General features: G+C 74.1%; 18 protein-coding genes. 10 read left to right on the top strand and 8 right to left on the bottom strand.

All coding sequences use genetic code 11. The features are described 5' to 3' along the window. Position 1: 1 nt before the first annotated feature. From ACQPX6_RS06595 to ACQPX6_RS06575, 5 genes are all read right to left on the bottom strand, one after another. Positions 2-1,453 carry an APC family permease gene (locus ACQPX6_RS06595; protein ID WP_433786331.1) on the bottom strand — a complete coding sequence of 484 codons (1,452 nt, stop codon included), beginning with the start codon at positions 1,451-1,453 and terminating at the stop codon, positions 2-4. Next, entirely contained in the window at positions 1,450-1,632 is a 183-nt protein-coding gene (locus tag ACQPX6_RS06590) for a hypothetical protein (protein ID WP_433786330.1), read from the bottom strand. Before ACQPX6_RS06590 ends, ACQPX6_RS06595 begins: the two co-directional genes overlap by 4 nt. Next, entirely contained in the window at positions 1,629-2,135 is a 507-nt protein-coding gene (locus ACQPX6_RS06585; RefSeq protein WP_433786329.1) for a hypothetical protein, read from the bottom strand. The genes ACQPX6_RS06590 and ACQPX6_RS06585 overlap by 4 nt, the downstream gene beginning before the upstream one ends. Beyond that, positions 2,132-2,449, bottom strand: a complete 318-nt coding sequence (locus tag ACQPX6_RS06580) for a hypothetical protein (protein ID WP_433786328.1) — start codon at positions 2,447-2,449, stop codon at positions 2,132-2,134. Before ACQPX6_RS06580 ends, ACQPX6_RS06585 begins: the two co-directional genes overlap by 4 nt. A 152-nt stretch (positions 2,450-2,601) precedes the next feature. Continuing rightward, positions 2,602-3,333: a FadR/GntR family transcriptional regulator gene (locus ACQPX6_RS06575; RefSeq protein WP_433786326.1), complete on the bottom strand. Its 732-nt coding sequence runs from the start codon at positions 3,331-3,333 to the stop codon at positions 2,602-2,604. 164 nt (positions 3,334-3,497) lie between these two features. Between ACQPX6_RS06575 and glnT the strand changes: the two genes are divergently transcribed. From glnT to ACQPX6_RS06550, 5 genes are read left to right on the top strand one after another with little or no spacing between them, the layout of a single operon-like run. Further along, complete coding sequence (gene glnT, locus ACQPX6_RS06570) at positions 3,498-4,862, top strand: type III glutamate--ammonia ligase (RefSeq protein ID WP_433786325.1); 1,365 nt, start codon at positions 3,498-3,500, stop codon at positions 4,860-4,862. A gap of 31 nt (positions 4,863-4,893) precedes the next feature. Next, on the top strand, positions 4,894-6,180 hold the full coding sequence (locus ACQPX6_RS06565; RefSeq protein WP_433786323.1) for an FAD-dependent oxidoreductase: 1,287 nt from the start codon (positions 4,894-4,896) through the stop codon (positions 6,178-6,180). Between the two features lie 49 nt (positions 6,181-6,229). Continuing rightward, entirely contained in the window at positions 6,230-6,490 is a 261-nt protein-coding gene (locus ACQPX6_RS06560) for a sarcosine oxidase subunit delta (protein WP_433788205.1), read from the top strand. After that, positions 6,487-9,327 (top strand): 2Fe-2S iron-sulfur cluster-binding protein, encoded by a 2,841-nt coding sequence (locus ACQPX6_RS06555; RefSeq protein ID WP_433786322.1) that lies wholly within the window; start codon positions 6,487-6,489, stop codon positions 9,325-9,327. Before ACQPX6_RS06560 ends, ACQPX6_RS06555 begins: the two co-directional genes overlap by 4 nt. Continuing rightward, entirely contained in the window at positions 9,320-9,961 is a 642-nt protein-coding gene (locus tag ACQPX6_RS06550) for a sarcosine oxidase subunit gamma (RefSeq protein ID WP_433786321.1), read from the top strand. The genes ACQPX6_RS06555 and ACQPX6_RS06550 overlap by 8 nt, the downstream gene beginning before the upstream one ends. A 3-nt stretch (positions 9,962-9,964) precedes the next feature. On the opposite strand, the gene ACQPX6_RS06545 is transcribed toward ACQPX6_RS06550, so the two are convergent. Continuing rightward, entirely contained in the window at positions 9,965-10,621 is a 657-nt protein-coding gene (locus ACQPX6_RS06545) for a TetR/AcrR family transcriptional regulator (RefSeq protein WP_433786320.1), read from the bottom strand. 264 nt (positions 10,622-10,885) lie between these two features. Here ACQPX6_RS06545 and ACQPX6_RS06540 point away from each other — a divergent pair, with 264 nt between their 5' ends. The 4 genes from ACQPX6_RS06540 to ACQPX6_RS06525 all read left to right on the top strand — a co-directional run bounded on the left by ACQPX6_RS06540 (position 10,886) and on the right by ACQPX6_RS06525 (position 13,158). Continuing rightward, the gene (locus tag ACQPX6_RS06540) at positions 10,886-11,230 is read left to right on the top strand and encodes a hypothetical protein (RefSeq protein WP_433786319.1); all 345 of its coding nucleotides are present in this window, start codon (positions 10,886-10,888) and stop codon (positions 11,228-11,230) included. A gap of 369 nt (positions 11,231-11,599) precedes the next feature. Beyond that, the gene (locus ACQPX6_RS06535) at positions 11,600-11,815 is read left to right on the top strand and encodes a hypothetical protein (RefSeq protein WP_433786318.1); all 216 of its coding nucleotides are present in this window, start codon (positions 11,600-11,602) and stop codon (positions 11,813-11,815) included. Between the two features lie 70 nt (positions 11,816-11,885). Continuing rightward, positions 11,886-12,767, top strand: a complete 882-nt coding sequence (locus ACQPX6_RS06530; protein WP_433786316.1) for a LysR family transcriptional regulator — start codon at positions 11,886-11,888, stop codon at positions 12,765-12,767. A 31-nt stretch (positions 12,768-12,798) separates the two neighbouring features. Further along, entirely contained in the window at positions 12,799-13,158 is a 360-nt protein-coding gene (locus tag ACQPX6_RS06525) for a VOC family protein (RefSeq protein ID WP_433786315.1), read from the top strand. A gap of 5 nt (positions 13,159-13,163) precedes the next feature. Here the strand turns inward: ACQPX6_RS06525 and ACQPX6_RS06520 are convergent, their stop codons facing one another. Then, positions 13,164-14,216: a YihY/virulence factor BrkB family protein gene (locus ACQPX6_RS06520; RefSeq protein ID WP_433786313.1), complete on the bottom strand. Its 1,053-nt coding sequence runs from the start codon at positions 14,214-14,216 to the stop codon at positions 13,164-13,166. A gap of 164 nt (positions 14,217-14,380) precedes the next feature. Here ACQPX6_RS06520 and ACQPX6_RS06515 point away from each other — a divergent pair, with 164 nt between their 5' ends. Further along, positions 14,381-15,397, top strand: a complete 1,017-nt coding sequence (locus ACQPX6_RS06515) for a mechanosensitive ion channel family protein (RefSeq protein ID WP_433786311.1) — start codon at positions 14,381-14,383, stop codon at positions 15,395-15,397. A gap of 73 nt (positions 15,398-15,470) precedes the next feature. On the opposite strand, the gene ACQPX6_RS06510 is transcribed toward ACQPX6_RS06515, so the two are convergent. Next, entirely contained in the window at positions 15,471-16,280 is an 810-nt protein-coding gene (locus ACQPX6_RS06510) for an alpha/beta fold hydrolase (RefSeq protein ID WP_433786310.1), read from the bottom strand. Between the last annotated feature and the right edge of the window lie 97 nt (positions 16,281-16,377).

The raw sequence follows: 16,377 nt of genomic DNA, 5'->3' as shown, positions 1-16,377 counted from the left end.
GTCAGTACCCCTGCGGCCGGGGCAGGTCCGCGGTGAACTGCGCGCCCCGGCGCACGTACTTGTACCGGCGTACGACGAACCAGATCGACGCGAGCAGGTAGAAGGACAGGATCGAGATCAGCGCGGCCCCGTAGCCCAGGAACGTCGCGAAGAAGACCACGGCCGACAGCGCCGTCAGCGCGATCGCGGGCGCCGGGTGCAGCGGCAGCGTGTAGGCCCGCGGGATGGTGCCCTCGGGCCACAGCCGGCGGAACCGGATGAAGCTCGGCCCCATGAAGCTGTACATCAGCAGGCCCGACAGGATCGAGAAGGTGATCACCACCGACAGCAGCGTCGGCTGGTCGAGCACCACGGGCAGCAGCGCGAAGGCGATCGCCACGGGGACGAGGAAGATGATCGCCCGGAACGGCGTGTGGTACCGCGGGTGCACCGCGCCGAACCACTCCGGCAGGTAGCGGTCGCGGCCCATCGAGAACCACGCCCGCGAGGCGTCGTTGATGCAGCCGTTGGCCGAGGCCAGCGTGGCGCACAGCGTGCCGAGCAGCAGGAGCACCACCAGCACGTCGCTGCCCGAGAGCCGCGCCGCGTCGAACAGCGGCGTGATCGCCGTGCCGAGGTAGTGCCAGGGCAGGGTCCCGGCGCAGACGTACCAGGTCAGCGACGCCGCGATGATCAGCGTCATGATCCCGGCGAGGCTGCCCAGCGGCACCGAGCGCGGCGCCGACCGGCACTCCTCCGCGGCCTGCGCGGTGCCCTCGATGCCGAGGTAGAACCACATGCCGAACTGGAAGGCCGCGATCACGCCGATCCAGCCGTAGGGCAGCGCGTTGGCGGCGTCGCCGGTGAGGCCGGCGAGGTCGAGCTCGGCCGACGGCGACCACGCCCGCAGGCCCACGAACAGCACGAGGATCGTGGCGAACGCGAAGCCGGTGATGACGAAGTTCAGCGTCAGCGACGCGAACACCCCGCGGTAGTTGAGGAACGCGAGCGCGAGGATCGCCAGCACCGCGAAGGGGTACGGCGAGAGCTCCTGGTCACTGCCCATCAGCCCGGACAGGGTGGTCAGCAGGTAGCTCAGGACGTTGGCGTTGGCCGCCTCGAGCATCGTGTAGGCCAGCGTCAGGTACAGCCCGACGTTGAACGCCATGAGCGGGCCCACCGTGTGCTTGGCCTGCGCGTACTGGCCGCCGGCGGCCGGGATGGCCGACGTGACCTCAGAGTTGATCATGACGATGCACGTGTAGAGCAGGCCGACGACCCAGCACGCGACGAGCGCGCCGTACATGCCGCCCTTCTCGACGGCGAAGTTCCAGCCCATGAACTCGCCGACCAGCACGATCCCGACGCCGAGCGCCCAGATGTGCATCGGGGCGAGCACCTTGCGCAGCGCGGGACGCTCCTGCGCCGACGCCCCGGTCCCGACGGCGGCCGGGGCGTCCTCGGTGGCGCTCACGAGGACCGCACCGAGGTGCCGTTGGCGGCGGGCGGCGGGACCTCGAGCGGGTCCGGCGCGTTGACGAGCGTCGCCTCGTCGTGGGTGCGGGCGACCCGCACCATGTCCACCAGCAGCCACCCCGCGATGAGCGCGCTGAGCACCCAGGCGACGAGCTCCACCACGGCGACCGAGCTCACGGCGTCCTCCCGGTGTCCCTGTCCGACACGGTGTCCGACACGGTGTCCGACCCGCCGTCCGGCGGGCGCGGACCGAACTTCTCCTCGATGACCTCGCGGTACTCGCGGAACGAGGTCCGGTAGACGAAGCCCAGGTAGACGGCCAGCAGCAGCGCCGTCCCGATGAGGGCCAGGACGTCGATGTCGTACTTGTCGGCGCTGGCCTGGTTGGCCTCCACCGCGGCCGCGATCGTCGGCAGGTCCGCGGTGCCCGAGTCGATCATCTTCTGGTACTGCACGCGCTCGCCCGGCGTCAGCGGCAGCTCGGCCAGCGGGCGGGGGTCGGCCGACGGCGTCTCCGCGGCCTCGGTGAGGTAGGTGGTGGCGAAGAGCGTGACGAAGATCAGGACCAGCACCACGACCGCGTCGAGGAGCTGGCCGCGGACGGCCTGCTGGGGCGGCCGGTAGGCGGGCGCCGTCCCGGTCCCGGTGGGACTCGCGGGGTTCACGGCGTCGTCGGTCACGAGGCACCTCCCGCCCGGGCCCGCAGGGCGCGCTTGGCGTCCAGGTTCTCGATGTCGGGGCGGTAGACCTGGTCCTGCGCGGCCCGGTAGCGCCGGATCAGCGCCAGGGCGGAGGCGGTGTTGAGCCCGCCGAGCGCGAGCATCGCCAGGCCGAGCACCACCACCAACGCGGCCCCGGGCACCGACGGCGCCGAGACCAGGAAGACGAACACGAGCACCACCCACATCGCGACCGTGCTGCCGATCGCGAGGAGCCGGTCGCGGCGCACGAGGGCCGCGATCCGTTCGTCGAGCCGGTCGTCGGGAGCTGCCATGACCGTGCCTCCGTCCACCGCGCGGGCGGCCGGCGGCGGCTGCGGGCGCGGGTCGATGAGGGGTCCATGCATTGGTCTCAAGGGAAGACCATGACCGCCGCCACGATAGGAGACCCACGCCACACCGTGTCAAGAGCGCGTGAGGACCGGCCTCAGCCGGCGGGCCACTGCACGTCGTCAACGACGTCGTCCTCGGCGCCGAACACGATGATCCGCAGCTGCCGGCGCGAGCGCTCCAGGTGCGCCCGCATCGCCTCGGCCGCGGAGTCGGCGTCGCCGGCGCGGACGGCGTCGTAGACCGCCCGGTGGTCGCGCAGCGTCTCCTCGACGGGCTCGCGGAACGGCAGCAGGTCCCGCGGGCTGAAGAGCTCGCCGCGGGCGGTCTCGATGGCCTCCTCCAGCCGCTCGTTGCCCGCGGCGCGGGCCAGCGCGACGTGGAAGCGCGAGTCGGCCTGACGGAAGGCGGTGCGGCCGATGACGTCGTGCAGGGCGTCGACCGCGTCGCGGACCGGGACGAGGCTGCTCTCGGTGTGCCGGCGCGCGGCGAGCACCGCGGTCTCGGTCTCGAGCGCGATCCGGAAGTCGAGGATGTCGTCCATCTCGCCGACCTGCGCCCGCATCCGCGCCCGCCAGGCCTCGGCGGGGCGGCGCAGCTCGGTGACGTACGTGCCGCCGCTGGAGCCCCGGCGGACCTCGACGTAGCCGTCCTCGCGGAGCTGGCGGATGGCCTCGCGCAGGCTGATGCGGGCGACGCCCAGCTGCTCGGCCAGCTCCCGCTCGGCGGGCAGGCGCTCGCCCGGGCTGACGTCGCCGCGGTGGATCCGCATCCGGAGGTGGTCGGCCACGGCCTGGGCCAGCGTGGTGGACGTGACCTGCCTGGCCATGATCGGGAGGGTACCGCGCCCGTCACCCTGCGTGATCCACAGCGGGACGGCCGGATGTGACGGGGTTGACACCCCGAGCCCGGGCCGGTTGCCTGATGAAAGGTCCTAAGACCACACCAACCAGGCCCGACATGGTCGTCGGTCGCGCGACGGAGGAGGCCGGCATGGGTGATGCACAGGGTGATGCGCGCGGTGACTTGCGGGAACGCGCCGAGGCCGACGGCATCGAGTTCTTCCTGGCGCTGTTCGTCGACCTCCACGGCAAGCCCTGCGCGAAGGCCATCCCGTTCTCCTCGTTCGACCTGCTCATGGACGGTGGCGCCGGGTTCGCCGGCTACGCCGCGGGCGACCTCGGACAGTCGCCGGCCGACCCGGACATCCTCGTCGTGCCGGACCCGGCGTCGTACACGCCGCTGCCCTGGAAGCCGGGCGTCGCGGTGCTGCACTGCGACCCGCACGTCGACGGCCGCCCCTGGCCCTACGCGCCGCGGGTGATCCTGCGCCGCCAGCTCGACGAGCTCGCCGAGCAGCGGGGCTGGGTGTTCAAGACCGGCACGGAGCTGGAGTACAGCCTGTTGCGTCGGCGGGACGACGGGACGCTGGAGATCGCGGACCGGGACGACACCGCGGACAAGCCCTGCTACGAGGTCAAGGGCCTCACGCGCATGTGGGACCACCTCTCCTCGGTGTCGCGGAACCTCAACACCCTCGGGTGGGGCAACTACGCCAACGACCACGAGGACGGCAACGGCCAGTTCGAGAACAACTGGCACTACAGCGACGCGCTGACCACCGCCGACCGCACGATCTTCTTCCGTTACATGATCCACATGATGGCGCACGACGCCGGCATGGTCGCCACGTTCATGCCCAAGCCGTTCAGCGACGTCACCGGCAACGGTCTGCACGTCCACCAGAGCCTGTGGACGCAGGACGGCCGGGCGCTCTTCGACGACGAGGGCGACGCGCTCGGTCTGTCGCCCACGGCGTACCACTACCTGGGCGGGCTGATCGAGCACGGCCGCGCGGTCGCCGGGATCATCTGTCCCACCGTCAACTCCTACAAGCGCATCGGTGTCGGCGCCCCGACGTCGGGCTCGACGTGGGCGCCGGCCTACGTCGCCTACGGCGGCAACAACCGCTCGGTGATGCTGCGCGTGCCCGAGGGCGGGCGCGTCGAGCACCGCGGGGTCGACGGGTCGGCCAACCCCTATCTCGCCGCCACCGCGCTGCTCGCGGCCGGCCTCGACGGCATCGACCGGGAGCTCGACCCCGGGTCGGTCACCGACGACAACCTCTTCGCGCTGCCGCCCGCGGAGGTGCGCGCCCGCGGCATCAAGCACCTCCCGAAGACGCTCGACCGTGCCGTCGAGGAGCTCGTGGCCGACGACGTCCTGCGGGCCGCGCTGGGCAAGACGCCGGGCGGCGACTTCGTCGACTACTACGCCGCGGTCAAGCAGCAGGAGTTCGACGAGTACCACGCGACGGTCTCGGACTGGGAGGTCCGGCGCTACCTGACGCAGGCATGACCCGGCCATCGATGGTGGGAGGACCACCGGCGTGAGCACGAGCAACGGGAACGGCAACGGGCACCGGCGCGTGCGCGGCTACTCGGCGTGGAGCCTGCTGCGCCACGGGCTCGCGCCCTCGGCGTGGCCCCGGGCCTGGCACGAGCACGAGCTGCGCGGCAGCTACGACGCCGTGATCATCGGCGGCGGTGTCCACGGCCTCGCCACCGCGTACTACCTGGCGCGCGACCACGGCATGCGCAACATCGCGGTGCTCGAGCGCGCGTACATCGGCAGCGGCGGGTCGGGGCGCAACACCGCGATCCTGCGCTCGAACTACCTGACCCCCGAGGGCGTGCGGTTCTACGACCGCTCGATCAAGCTCTACGAGCACCTCGCGGCGGACCTGAACTTCAACGTCATGTTCTCCCAGCGCGGGCACCTCACGCTGGCGCACAACGACGCCTCGCTGCGCACCATGCGCTGGCGCACCGAGGTCAACAAGCTGCAGGGCGTCGACTCCGAGGTGATCGACGCCGACCGGGTCGGGGAGCTCGTCCCGCACCTCGACACCTCGGCCGAGACCCGCTACCCGATCCTCGGGGCGCTCTACCACCCGCCGGGCGGCATCGTCCGCCACGACGCCGTCGTCTGGGGCTACGCCCGCGCCGCCGACGCGCACGGGGTGCACATCCACCAGCAGACCGAGGTCACCGGCATCGACGTCGCGCACGGCCGCGTCACCGGCGTGCAGACCAACCGCGGGCGCATCGCGACGCCGGTGGTCCTCAACGCCACGGCCGGCTGGTCGAGCCTGGTGTCGCACATGGCCGGGGTCGAGATGCCCGTGCAGACGTTCCCGCTGCAGGCCGCGGTGACCGAGCCGGTGCGCCCGTTCCTCGACACCGTCGTCGTGTCGGGCACGCTGCACGTCTACGTCAGCCAGACCGACCGCGGCGAGCTCGTCTTCGGCGCCAGCGTCGACCCCTTCGCCTCGTACTCGGTGCGCGGGTCGCTGGAGTTCACCGAGGGCATCGCGGGGCACGTCCTCGAGCTCATGCCCTCGCTGGCGAAGATGCGGCTGCTGCGCCAGTGGGCCGGGCTCTGCGACATGACCCCGGACTACTCGCCGATCATGGGACCGACGCCGGTCGAGGGCTTCTACGTCGACGTCGGGTGGGGCACCTACGGCTTCAAGGCCGGGCCCGTCTCCGGGGAGGCGATGGCCGCGTGCCTCGCCGAGGGCAAGCCGCCGGAGATCATCTCCGCCTTCGGGCTCGACCGGTTCCTCGAGGGTCGCCTCGTCGGGGAGAAGGGCGCCGCCGCGGTGGGCCACTGACGCTGCCGTCCCCTCCCCCGCCGAGACCGCCCGAGGTGATCCCCCCGTGATGCTGCTCCCCTGCCCCTGGTGCGGGCCCCGCAACGCCACCGAGTTCCGCTTCGGTGGGGCGGCCGGTTCGCGGCCCGACCCCGCGACGGCGACGCCCGAGCAGTGGCGCCACTACCTGTACTTCCACGACAACCCGCGGGGCTGGCAGACCGAGAGCTGGTACCACGCCGCGGGCTGCCGCCGGTTCCTCACCGTCGAGCGGAACACGCTCACCCACGAGGTGCGCTCGGCGCACGACGCCCGGGAGGACGCCCGATGAGCATCCTGCCCACGCTCCGGCGCGGCGCCCGCGCCGTCGACACGGCGCCGATGCGGCTCCCGCGCCGCGACGGCGAGGTGATCGACCGGCGGCGGACCCTGGAGTTCCGCTGGAACGGCGCCCGGTACACCGGCCACCCCGGCGACACGATCGTCTCGGCGCTGGCGGCCGCGGGCGAGCGCGTGTTCTCGCGCAGCTACAAGTACCACCGGCCCCGGGGCCTGGTGACCGCGAGCTACCTCGACCCCGGCGCCATGGTGCAGGTCGGCGACGAGCCGAACGTCCGGGGCGCGCACCGCCTGCTGCGCGCCGGGCTCGAGGTGAGCTCGCAGAACACGTGGCCGTCACTGCGCTTCGACGTCAAGGCCGTCAACGGGCTCGCCGAGCGCTTCCTCGCGACCGGCTTCTACTACAAGACGTTCATCAAGCCCGAGCCGCTGTGGCCCCTCTACGAGAAGGTGCTGCGCACGTTCGTGCACGCCGGTGAGATCGCCGCCGACGGCGACCCCGGGTACTACGACAAGCGCCACGCGCACCCCGACGTCGTCGTCGCCGGCGCCGGGCCGGCGGGGATGGCCGCCGCCGTGGCCGCCGCCCGCGCGGGCGCGTCGGTGATGCTCGTCGAGGAGGAGCACCAGCTCGGCGGGCACCTGCGCTGGGGCGGCCCGGCGGAGCGGGCGCGGCTGCACGAGCTGGCCGCGGCGGTCGCCGCCGAGCCCGGCATCGAGGTGCTGCTCGACTCCGTGGTGGCCGCGCGCTTCGACGACAACTGGATCCCGATCGTCCAGCGCGGCCTGCCCGGCGTCGACGAGCGCCTGATCAAGGCCCGGGCGGGCACGCTCGTGGTCGCCCCCGGGCTCATCGAGCGGCCCTACGTCTTCGCGGGCAACGACCTGCCCGGCGTCGTCCTGTCCACCGCGGTCCGCCGGCTGATCACCCTGCACGCCGTGAAGCCGGGGCACCGGGCGGTCGTGCTCACCGCGAACCCCGAGGGCGACGCCGCCGTCGCGGACCTCGAGGCGGCCGGCGTCGAGGTCGCCGCCGTGGTCGACGCCCGCCGCGGCGAGACGGTCACCAGGGCGCACGGGCGCCAGGGCGTGCGCGCGGTCGAGCTCGGCGACGGCCGCCGCGTCGAGGCCGACCTGCTCGTCACCGCCGTCGGCTGGACCGCGCCGACCTCGCTGCTCAACCAGTCCGGCGACGCGCCGGTCTACGACCCGCGCGCGGCCCGCTTCCGGCCCGACCTCGAGCGGATGCCGCCGAACGTGCTGGCCGCGGGCGGCATCGTCGGCGACGGGGACCTCGACGCGCTCGTCGAGCACGGCGACGCCGTGGGGCGCGAGGCGGCACGTCGCGCCCACGCCGCGGACGGCGGCGCCCCCGTCGCCGTGTCCGGGCTGCCGGTCGCCGAGCACCCGGAGCTGTTCTCGGCCGGCACCGGCGGCTTCGTCGACCTCTCCGAGGACGTGTCGGCCAAGGACCTGCTGACCGCGGTCGCCGAGGGCTACGACTCGGTCGAGCTCGTCAAGCGCTACACCACGGCGACGATGGGACCGGCCCAGGGCAAGCTCGAGACGGTCAACACGGTCGCGATCGTCGCGGCGGCGACCGGGCGCACGATCGCCGAGACGGGCACGACCACCTGGCGCCCGATGTACGCGCCGGTGACGCTCGGCGCGCTCGCCGGGCGGCCGCGCGAGCCGGTGCGGTACTCACCGATGCAGCCGTGGCACGAGCGCCACGGTGCGGTGCCGCTGGTCGCGGGCCAGTGGATCCGGCCCGACCACTACGGCGACCCCGCCGCCGAGGTGACCGCGGTGCGCACCGCGGTCGGCCTCATCGACGTCACCCCGATCGGCAAGCTCGACCTCCGCGGCCCCGACGTCCCGAAGCTGCTCGAGCTGCTCTACGTCAACAAGTGGCAGAAGCTCGGCGTGGGCCGGGTGCGCTACGGGCTGATGTGCGCCGAGGACGGGGTGGTGCTCGACGACGGCGTCACCGGCCGGCTCGGTGAGGAGCACTACCTCATGTCGACCACGTCGTCCGGGGCGGCGACCGTGTGGGAGTGGGTGGAGCGCTGGCTGCAGACCGCCCACCCCGACTGGCGCGTGCACGTCACGCCGGTGACCACGGCCTACGCCAGCGTCAACGTCGCGGGGCCGCGCTCGCGCGAGCTGCTCGCCCGCCTCACCGATCTCGACCTCGGCGCCGAGGCCTTCGGCTACATGAGCGTGCGCACCGGCACCGTGGCCGGCGTCGCCGACTGCGTGGTGTGGCGCATCGGCTTCACCGGCGAGCTCTCCTTCGAGGTGCACGTGCCCGCCGGGTACGGCCTGCACGTGTGGGAGCGCCTCGTCGAGGCCGGGCAGGACCTCGGCGTGCGGCCCTTCGGCGTCGAGGCCCAGCGCGTCCTGCGGCTGGAGAAGGGCCACGCGATCGTCGGGCAGGACACCGACGGCCTCACCCAGGCGTTCAGCGCCGGCGTCGACGAGATGATCAAGCTCGACAAGCCGGACTTCGTCGGGCGGCCCGAGCTCGTCTGGCAGGAGCAGCGCGGGACCCACCCGCGCCTCGTCGGCCTGCGCCCGGTCGACGGGTCGGTGGTGCCGCCGGAGGCCAGCCAGATCCTCGATCGCGCCGGCGCCATCGCCGGGCGCGTGACGTCCAGCCGGATGTCGCCGACGCTCGGGCGCTCCATCGCCCTGGCGCAGCTCGACCCCGAGCTCGCCGCCCTCGGCACGCGGGTCACCGTCCGGCTGCCCGACGGGCGCGACGTCACCGCCGAGGTCACCGAGCGGGTCCACGTCGACCCCGAAGGAGAGCGCCAGCGTGTCTGACCGACCCGGCTCCGTGGGCGTCCCGATCGCCCGCAGCCCCGTCGCCGCCTCGCCCGCCACCGTCGTCGCCGGGTGGGAGGTCTGCGCCCGGGTGGCCACCGGCGCCCTGACGCTCGCGGACGAGACGCCGCGCGCCAAGGTGGCGGTGCGCGCCCCGTTCGCCGGCGCCGCCCGCGACGCCCTCGGCGTGCCGTTCGGGCGCACCCGGCGCACCGCCCTGGGGGCGGCGGGCGAGGTCCTGCTCGTCGGCTCCGGGCCGGGCGAGTGGCTGGCGCTGGGCGCGCCGGGCACGGCCGGGGCGGTGGCGGCGGCGCTCGAGGAGCGGCTGGCGGGCACCGGGGAGTTCACCTCGGTCCTCGACCTCACGCACGGTCGGGCCCTGTTGCGGCTGCGAGGCGCGACGTCCCCGGCCGTGCTCGCCGGGCTCTGCGCGATCGACCTCGCCGACCGCGTCACCCCCGACGGGACGGCGCTGCGGACCTCGGTCGCCGGGGTGGTCACCGACGTGGTGCGTGATGATCTTGTCGGGACCCGCTCCTACCTGCTGCACTGCGAGCGCTCGTCGGGCCAGTACCTGTTCGACGCGCTGCTCGACGCCGGCTCCCGGTCCGGGATCGAGGTCACCGGCGCCTGAGCGTCACCGCTCGCCCGCCACGCCCCCGCACGCCGTCCAGACCATCGCGGCGGTGCGCCGGGCCCAGTCGTCGGTGATGGGCTCGCCGCGCACGGCGTGGGCCAGCCACGACCCGGTCAGCAGGTCCTCGGCCATCGCGTAGTCGGCCTGCCCGCGCAGCGCGCCCGCCTCCACCCCGGCCCGCAGGCACGCGCGGAAGCGCCGGTGGCGGGGCTCGACCACGTGGCGGCGGAACTGCTCGCGCACCCGGGGGTCGGCGCCGTCGCCGAGGGCGGTGGCCGCCAGCGAGGTCGCGTCGGCCTCGAGCACGAAGCGCCGGAAACGGGCGAGCTCGGCGACGAGGTCGGCGAAGGCGTCGCCCGACGGCGCCGGCGGGGTGTCGTGCCCGATGGTGCCGATGGCCGCGATCGCCAGCTCGGTCCGCCCGGACCACCGGCGGTAGACCGCCGCGCGCGTCGTGCCCGCCTCCTCGGCCACGGCGGCGACGGACAGCCCCTGCACGCCGGAGGCCCGGAGGTGGCGCAGCGCCACCGCGAGCACCGTCCGGTCGATCTCCGTGTTGCGGGGACGCCCGGCGACGGTGGCCGCTCCGTCGCCGTCCGCGACGCGTCGCGTCGCCGGGGCGGCCGGTGCGGGGCCGGGCTCGTCGGCGTGGGGCACGACGGAGAAGGTGTCCGGTGGACACCGATCCACAAACGTCTCGTATCCCTGATCGGGACCGATGGACCGTCACCGGTGTCTCACCGTCGCCAGCCACTGGGCCGTGAGGGTGAACCAGGGACCGTCGCGGCTGCTCCCTCCCGTGACTGACCACCCTGCGTGTTGCTCTCCCGCCCACCGGCCCGCTAACGTCCCCTGTGATCCGATACACATCTGGTCCGTATCGCAGGGGCGCGGTGGGACCGCCGGCGGAAGGGGCGTCACGTGATCACTCGACGCGACCTGGACCTCATCACCCCCAGCTCCCTCGACCTGCCCGCGGCCGGTGCCGCCGACGTCGAGTACGTGCTGGTCCGCGAGGAGCCGCCGTCGGCCGAGGGCTGGTCGCTGCAGGGCCGCCGCGGGGGCCGGGTCGTGCTGTCGATCCCGCTCGCCCCGCGCGGCGCCGCACCTCGCGTGCGCCCGGCCGTCGCCCAGGCCGTGGCGGTGCGCGTGCTCACCGAGCGCGGGGTGTTCGTGAGCGGCTGGAACCAGGCGGACGACGGGGACGGCGACGTCCTGCGCTTCGTGGCGCGCCGCCCGCACGGGGCGGACGCCCTCCTGGTCTGAGGTCCTGCCAGGGTGGCCCCGTGGGCGCGGACGTGTGGGTCGTGGCCGGGGCGCCCGGCGCGGGCAAGAGCACGGTGGCCGACGCGCTGCTCGCGCTCCTGCACCCCGTGCCCGCGCTGCTCGACAAGGACACGCTCTACGGCGGCTTCGTCGCGGCCACGCTGGCCGCCGCCGGACGGTCCGACGGCGAGCGCGAGGGTCCCTGGTACGACGACCACGTCAAGGTGCACGAGTACGCGGGGCTGACCGCGGCGACCCGCGAGATCCGCGCCCGCGGGTGCCCGGTCCTGCTCAGCGCCCCGTTCACCGGCGCGATCCGCGACCCCGCGCGCTGGCGGGCGTGGGTCGGACGAGCTCGGCGGGGAGCCGGTGCGCCTGGTCTGGGTGGCGTGCGACGCTGCCACGCTGCGCGGGCGCCTCGAGGCGCGCGGGCGCCCGCACGACGCCGGCAAGCTCGCGGACTTCGCCGCGTTCACCGCCCGCATGCGTCCGGACGTCCCGCCGCCGGTGCCGCACCTGGCCGTCGACAACGGCGCGGACGGCCGGCCGCTCGACGAGCAGCTGCAGCGGGCACTGACGTCCTGATCGAGTGGTCGGATCGAGAAGCTCGAGCCCATCTTGTGCCGCGATCCATCACCCAGCACGATGAATCCTCGTGGAGCTGCGCCAGCTCGTCTCCTTCGACGCCGTGGTGCGCCACGGCGGGTTCGGGCGCGCGGCCGAGCACCTGCACATCGCCCAGCCCGCGGTCTCCGCGCACATCCGGCGCCTGGAGGACGAGCTCGGGGTGCGCCTGCTCGCCCGGACCACGCGCCGGGTGGGGCTCACCGAGGCCGGCGAGCTCTTCCTCGCCCGGGTGCGGCGCGTGCTCACCGAGCTCGAGACCGCCCGCGACGAGGCCGCCGACCTCGCCGCGGTGCTCCGCGGGGAGGTGGTCCTGGGGACGGCCCCGGTGCTCGGGGGCCTCGACCTCGCCGCGGCCCTCGCCGCCTTCGCCGCCCGCCACCCGGGGGTGCTCCTCACCGTGCGCTCCGCGCCCGTCGCGGGACTGCTCGCCGATCTCGACGTCGGCGAGGTGGACCTGGTGCTCGGTCCCCTCGACGACGACCTGCCCCGCCACCAGACCGCGACGCCCCTGGTCGAGGACGACCTGGTGCTCCTGACGCCGCCGGGGCACCGGCTGGCGCGGTCGGCGCGCATCGATCTCGCCGACCTGCGCGACGACCCGTTCGTGTGCCTGCCGCCGGACAGCGGGCTGCGGCGGGCGCTCGACGCGGCCGCCGCCGACGCCGGCTTCCGTGCGGACGTGCCCCTCGAGGCGCCCACCCCCGCGGACGTCCGGGCCTTCGTCGGCGCGGGCCTCGGCGTCGCCCTGCTCGCCGCGTCGACGGTCCGCGACGCGGGCCCCGCCGTCGGCGTCCACGAGGTCCGACCCGCACCGGCCCACCCGCCGATCGGCCTGGTCCACCGCGGGGAACGCCACCTGTCCCCCGCGGCCCGGACCCTGCACGCCCACCTGGTGCAGACCGCCGGCTGACCCCGCCGCGCCTCGGCTAGCGTCCCGCTGCGTGACCGCAGCCCGCCCCATCGCGGTGGCCGTCGACGCCCGCGACCCCGAGTCCCTCGCCGCGTACTGGTGCGCCGTCCTCGGCACCGACGTCGTCCGGCGGTGGACCGACGCGCACGACACCCCGTACGTCGAGATCGGGCTGGTCGGCGAGGTGGTGCTGCTGTTCCAGGCGGTCGCGGAGCCGACCGCGGGGAAGAACCGCGTGCACCTCGACGTCGCCGCGCCCGGGGACCAGGAGGCCGAGCTGGGCCGTCTGGTGGGCCTCGGCGCCACGGTGCTCGACGTCGCCCCCGACCACCCCTGGGTCGTGCTCGCCGACCCCGAGGGCAACGAGTTCTGCGTCCTGCCCGCGCGCTGACCCGGTCAGGGATCGACGGCGTCGTCCGCCTTCGCCGCGCCGCGGGTGCCCATCGGCTGCGGCGGGCCCTTCGTCGTGTCCTGCTCGGTCTGGTACTCGGCCTCCGAGTTGATCTCGGCGCCGAGCAGGACGATGTAGCTGGTGAGGTAGAGCCACAGCAGGAACACGACGATGCCCGCGAGCGCGCCGTAGGTCTTGTTGTAGCTGCCGAAGTTGTCGACGTAGAAGCTGAACGCGATGCTGCCGACGATCCACAGGACGGTCGCCGCGACCGAGCCCGGCGTCACCCAGCGCAAGCGCGGCGCGTCGCGGTCGGGCGCGACGCGGTAGACCACGGCCAGACCCAGCGTGACGAGGCCCACGAGCAGCACCCACCGTACGATCTGCCCGACGATCCGCCCGGCGGTGCCGAACGCGTCGAGCAGCACCGGGGCGACGGCGACGAGCACGATCGCCACGACGACGAACACGATCGCCCCGGCGGTGAGGGCGAGGGCCAGCGCGCGGAGCTTCACCGCGCCGCGGCCCTCGGTCTCGTCGTAGGCGATGTTGATGGCCGCCATGAGGTTCTGGGTGCCGCTCGAGGCGCTGAACAGCGCGGCGAGCACCGAGATGACCAGCCCGGTGGTCAGGCTGCCGGTGCCCGCGGTGACCACCGACCCGATCTGGTCGACGACGAGGCTCTGGGCGCTGGCGGGCAGGGCCTCGCTCAGGCCCTCGATGGTGGCGGCGACCTCCGCCGGGTCGGCGACGAGGCCGTAGAGCGAGACGAGGGCGATGAGCGCCGGGATCACCGCGAGGAAGCCGAAGAAGGCCACGCCGCCCGCGAGCATGCTCACGTTGTCCTTGCTGCCCTCGGCGAAGGCGCGGCGCAGGATCTGCCACCACCCGCGCGCCGGGACCTCCGTCGGACCGGTGGCCTGCGACCCCGGCACCCCGCCGTCGGAGGGCGCGGACGTCGGCAGCGACCGCCGTCGGGGCGGCGCGTCCTCGTCGGGGCCCTGCACCACGGTCCGGACGACGAGCACGGCGGAGAGCAGACGGACGATCGCACCCACGGACTTCTCCCTCGGGTCGGTTGCCCGCCGCTGGTACCCGTTGCGGGCGCGCGTCCATCACCCGTTCGGGGATCGCACGGTTCCGCGCGTCACCGATCGGGCACCACCGGCCGCACGACGGAGTGAGTCGGCGGACGACGCCGACGGAACGAGGAGACCGCACCATGACCCCTGCACCGCCTGACGGCGGTGGTGGCTTCAACATCCTGCAGTCGCTGCAGAATGCCTTCACCACCTTCCTGAGCTACGTGCCGAACGTGATCGGCGCCCTGCTCGTCCTGCTGATCGGCTTCATCATCGCCCGGCTGATCCGCGCCGGGATCAGCGGACTGCTGCGCAAGGCCCGCGTCGACGAGAAGCTCACCCACGGCAAGGGCGGCGAGTACGTCGCCCGCTTCTCCCCCCAGGGCAAGCCCTCCCAGCTCGTCGGGCTCGTCGTCCAGTACGTGCTGATGGTCTTCGTGATCGTCACGGCGGTCGGCACCCTGAACATCCCGGCCGTCACCGGCTTCGTGACGCTGGTGCTGTCGTACCTGCCGAACGTCATCGCCGCGCTGCTGATCTTCCTGGTCGCCGCCGCGATCGCCGCCGCCGTCGGCGGGCTGGTGCACCGCACGATGGGCGAGACCCCGACCGGGCGCGTCGTCCGGTCCGCGGCCCCGACCCTGGTCATGGCGATCGCCGTGTTCATGATCCTCAACCAGCTCGGCATCGCGCAGACGATCGTCACCGCGACCTACATCGCCCTCATCGGCGCGGTCGCGCTCGGCTCGGCGCTGGCCTTCGGGCTCGGTGGCCGCGACGCCGCCGCCGACCTGATCAACTCCGGCTACCGCAAGGCCCAGCAGCAGTCCGACCAGGTCCAGCGCGACCTGCAGGTCGGTCGCGAGCGCGCCCAGGCCGAGGCGCAGCAGTACACGCAGCAGTACGGCCCGAACGGCGGGCAGGGCGGCCAGACCGTCCAGCCCGGCGCCTACCAGGCCGGACCGGCCGACGTCCCGCCGACCGCCCAGTACGGCCAGGTCGGGGACCCGTACGCCCAGCCCGCCGACCCGTACGCCCAGCCCGGCGGCGTGCCCGGCACCCCCGGTGCCGCGGGCGGGCCGGCGCGACCCGGCGACCCGTACCACGGCACCGAGCCGGTCTCGCCGACGCCGCCGCAGGGGAACCCGCGCCGCTGAGTCCGACCGTCACTCCACGCCCGCCCCGGCACACCACGGTGTGCCGGGGCGGTCGTCCGTCCGGGGCCCGCGATCAGGCCGCGCCGTCCAGGAACGTCGTCACCACGTCGAGCACCAGCCCCGTGCGCGCGAGGCCGTTGAAGTGCGTCGTCCCCGGCAGCACCGCGAGCTGCGAGGCCGGGACGCCGGCGAAGTCGCCGTTGACGTCGCCGCCGCGCAGGCGCAGGAAGGCCAGCGCGTGCTCGAGGCGCACCGCGTCGCAGTCCCCCATCGTCATGAGCGTCGGCGCCGCGATGCCGGCGATCTCCTCGTCGCTCCAGCCCGGCCCGCCGTCGAACGCGCCGAGCTTGTCGAGCAGGCCCTGCAGGCCCTCGGGGTGCGGCGACTTCGCGCGGTAGGAGTCCGCCATCGGCGTGCCCTCGATCATGTCGACGGTCAGGGAGCCGACCGCCTCGGCGTTCTCCGGGCGCATGCCGTCGGGACGGAAGGACACCGACGAGACGATCACCCGGCGCACGAGCCCGGGGTGCCGCACGGCGAGCTCCAGCGCTACCGCGCCGCCGACCGAGAAGCCGAACACGTCCACCTTTGCGAGGCCGAGGTGACCCAGCAGCCCGACGACGTCGTCGGCGAGCGCGGCGCTCGAGAGCGGGCGGTCGAGGTCGTTCGTGCGGCCGTGGCCCTGGAAGTCGGTGGCGACGACCTGCCGGCCGGCGGTCAGGCCCGGCAGCACGGCGCCGAACTGCAGGTCGATGTCGAACAGGCCGCCGTGCAGGAGCAGCAGCGGCGTCGTGCCGTCGGCGGGCTCGCCGTGGACCTCGTAGTACATGTGCAGGTCGCCGAGGTCGGCGTAACCGGTGCGGGGGGCGCTCGGGGTGCTCATCGGGGGGCTCCGATCCGGGATGCGGGGACTGTCTGCCCGGACGTCGGGCGGGCACGGCCGTCTTCGACAGGCCGACCCGCGAGAAATCCCGGCGTGT

The sequence above is a fragment of the Actinomycetospora sp. CA-101289 genome (assembly GCF_050955895.1).
GTDB lineage: Bacteria > Actinomycetota > Actinomycetes > Mycobacteriales > Pseudonocardiaceae > Actinomycetospora.
The sequence above is the reverse complement of the archived record's forward strand: the minus strand, read 5'-3'. Positions and strand labels throughout refer to the sequence as shown.